Annotated in this window: 3 protein-coding genes; 2 read left to right on the top strand and 1 reads right to left on the bottom strand. The window is 45.9% G+C overall.

Going from position 1 to position 1,556, the window contains the following annotated elements:
* Positions 1-777: 777 nt before the first annotated feature.
* Positions 778-1,029, bottom strand: coding sequence for a hypothetical protein (locus tag D6783_05460; GenBank protein ID RME52247.1), 252 nt, complete (start codon positions 1,027-1,029; stop codon positions 778-780).
* A gap of 25 nt (positions 1,030-1,054) precedes the next feature.
* Between D6783_05460 and D6783_05455 the strand changes: the two genes are divergently transcribed.
* On the top strand, positions 1,055-1,369 hold the full coding sequence (locus tag D6783_05455) for a hypothetical protein (protein RME52246.1): 315 nt from the start codon (positions 1,055-1,057) through the stop codon (positions 1,367-1,369).
* Positions 1,366-1,556, top strand: a 191-nt coding sequence (locus D6783_05450; GenBank protein ID RME52245.1) for a hypothetical protein, incomplete at its 3' end; no start/stop codon positions are given. The genes D6783_05455 and D6783_05450, both read left to right, overlap by 4 nt.

The raw sequence follows: 1,556 nt of genomic DNA, 5'->3' as shown, positions 1-1,556 counted from the left end.
ATTGAGAATAACAGATTCACGAATAATTGCTCCTGGTCCAACATAAACACCAACAACCACAACCAGAACACAGCCAAAGTTAAGATTTATTCAAGCCATAAACAAACACCAACAAATGTAACAACACAGTGATTAAATCACGAAAAACAGGCAAAAATTCCGAAAGTTTTAAAAAGTTCAAAGTTCTGTAATAGTGGTAAGCCAACAGCCAAGAGCCGCTGGCCAGGAGGAAACGAAATGAAACGAAACGAAACAGAAATAAAAAAACTTCTGGAGATCTTGAATCACATCAAGACCGCAGGCACCCAACACGAATTCTTGAAAGCCGCAAAGAAGGATCCTTCAATAATAGAATTCTACCATGCACGGAGGGGATGCTGATGGACTCTTACATCCCAAGCGAAAAAGCACTCGGCCTCTGGCAACTGCACTGTTTCCTCAAAGACCGAGGGATAAACACAACATATGAAGAACTCAAGGAGGGATCCGAATGAACAGAACGATAAACAAAATTTTCGTAGAACTAACCCAGAAAAGGGACAAACTCAAAGGAGAACTGCAAGCAGCAGAACAAGACGCAAGACGATTTAAAGAGGAACTGAAAGAAGTGGAGGAGGCCCTGAACCTCCTCCAAAAAGCAAGGGGGAACACCGAATGAAAAGAGTTCCCCGCACTTTTTCTGTCGACCAGGACATCGCCGATCACATGCGGCGAAACCTGGCCGTTACCAACATCAGCGACTGGCTCAATGAAGCATACCGCCGAGAGTTCATGTCGTTAGAAGCGAAAACAAAGGAACTCGAAAAAATTATGCGCAGGGCCGAGGAACTCAAAGAAGAAATCAAAGCCCTGAAGCAACAACAACAAACACCCCTGGGCCAAAAAGGCCAAAAAGAAATGGCCTGGATCCGAACCGAAGGAGTGGCCAGGATCCAGAGAGGCGCCACGCCAGAAGGAATTTACAAGTACTTCATCAACAGCGTGGCCAGCCAAGAAGTAAGCAGGAGAGCATTCCGCATACTCCTGCAAGAAGAACTCAAAAGGAGGAACGAAAATGAACGAAACCGAATTCCCATATTGGAACCAAAAAGAAAGAGTGCTGGAAAAGCCCAGCATCAGGAAGAAGGCAGAGAACATAGTGAAGTACGGCCTGGTACGCAAAAGCCCCATATCAACCAGCACCAGGAGAGTGTACACCATCCTTCCCAAAAAGGGTTACAATAAGAGGGCGAAGCATGTGGAACACAATGTCCTGGAAGGAACCTGGAATTGCGACTGCCAGGGCTTCGCCAAGAATGGAAATTGTAGCCATGTTTTGGCCTGCAAGATTTTCGAGGAAGAACGAATGAACTGGAGGGAGTCAGAATGAAGAAGGAAATCAGTCCAAAGGCACAGATGAAGAAGTATCCAGGGGCGTACAGCACAGTGAGCAACGAGTATGTAGAGGTAGAACTTGTAGGGGTGAGCTTCAACCTGCACATCACAAAGTCGTCAATAATGGCTGCAGAGAGAAGCATCAAGAGGGGGTTCGTTCCGACATACCTTAAGGCAATAAT

It is taken from the genome of Candidatus Woesearchaeota archaeon, assembly GCA_003694805.1.
Lineage (GTDB): Archaea > Nanobdellota > Nanobdellia > Woesearchaeales > J110 > J110.
This window is presented reverse-complemented; position numbering and strand designations above follow the sequence as displayed.